Below are 1,475 nucleotides of genomic sequence, written 5' to 3'. Positions count from 1 at the left end.
GGTTCTATGATAAATCCTGTTGATAGATTTCTATGATATTCTATCAATAGGATTTTTTGCATTAAAAAAGAGGCACAAGCCTCACTGCATAATGTCCTTTGATACCACTCTTTAGAAATTAAGGTGAATTGCTTATGTCCTCTTGTAATGATTGTATTAAATTTTCTCTGAATATTAAAGACCCTTTGTTAGAATTTTTGGATATCTCAACTGGCAAATATCGTAATCGTGAAGCCAAGTTCTACCACGCTATTGTACATTTAGACCATTGCTTAAACTGCGGCTCAGATAACATCGTACATAATGGTCACCTATATTCAAATGTGCGTTATCCTGCTTTAGATGCTAGTCTACCTGTCTTTATCAGAATAGCTAAAGAAAGAATTATCTGCCGTAATTGTCAGACGAATTCGATGGCTCAAACGGAACTAGTAGATAAATACTGCTGTATTTCTAATGCCACCAAGCGTAAAATTATTGGCTCTTTAACCGAAGACTGGTCCATGAAGAGCATTGCCAGACAAACTTCAACTTCAACCAATACCGTGCAACGCGTACTAGAGAAATATAGTCCGTCTTCCTTTGAAGATACCGACTGGCTGCCGGAATACCTGGCTTTTGATGAATTCAGAGGCGTTGGCAGACAGCTGCACTTTATTGCCATTGATGGTCACACGCACAAAATAGTTAAGGTACTGCCTACCAGATTAAAAAAAGATATTATCAATTACTTTAAGCGTTTCCCAATAACCGTAAGAAACAAGGTTAAGACTGTAACTATGGATCTTAATTACTATTATGACATTATGGCTAAGGAGCTTTTTCCTAATGCTCAAGTAATCCTCGACCGTTTCCATATCGTTCAGATGCTTAACCGTTCCTTTAATTCCTGTCGCATTCAAGAAACGAAGAAGCACAAAAAAGGTTCATGGGAATACAACCTGCTTAAATATTACTGGAAACTTTATCTTAAGCCTTTTGATGACCTGGAAAAAGTTAAGCCGTGCTATCAATCCAGATTAAAAAATACCCTAACTCAAGAACAAATCGTGGCTGATGGGCTTTCTTTAAACAATGAGCTTGAAAATACTTATAACCTTATGCAAGATATCAGTAAAGCTTTAAAAGATAGAGATACCAAGAAGTTACGAAGCCTAATTCAAAGCAAAGATCATGTTGGCAATATGATGCACACCACTTTAAATACTTTCAAACGTAATCTACATGATATTCTCAACGCTGCTAAGTTCGATGAATCAAACGGTTGCCTTGAAGGAACCAACCGTAAGATTAAACAGATTGAACGTACTGCCTACGGTTACGCTAACTTCAATCATCTAGTAACCAGGATCAAGCTAGAAGAAAAGGATGCCATTATTAAAGAAAAAGCATCAGACTACTATTTAGCAGCCTAATGCCTTTCCCTATTATTTAATTTTTAATTGACTTTTATCAACACCATTTGACAAAGAGCC

1 protein-coding gene is annotated in these 1,475 nt (G+C 36.5%); it reads left to right on the top strand.

Translation table 11 applies throughout. The features are described from left to right. Positions 1–134: 134 nt before the first annotated feature. A complete protein-coding gene (locus WS44_RS09245; RefSeq protein ID WP_013438404.1) occupies positions 135–1,415 on the top strand; it encodes an ISL3 family transposase in 1,281 nt (426 codons plus the stop codon). Positions 1,416–1,475: the final 60 nt, after the last annotated feature.

It is taken from the genome of Lactobacillus sp. N54.MGS-719 (assembly GCF_000980505.1).
GTDB classification, from domain to species: Bacteria; Bacillota; Bacilli; order Lactobacillales; family Lactobacillaceae; genus Lactobacillus; species Lactobacillus amylovorus.
The sequence above is the reverse complement of the archived record's forward strand: the minus strand, read 5'-3'. Positions and strand labels throughout refer to the sequence as shown.

Coding starts and splice junctions, on each gene's coding strand:
- WS44_RS09245 (WP_013438404.1), top strand. CDS start 135: ATGTCCTCTTGTAATGATTGTATTAAATTTTCTCTGAATATTAAAGAC.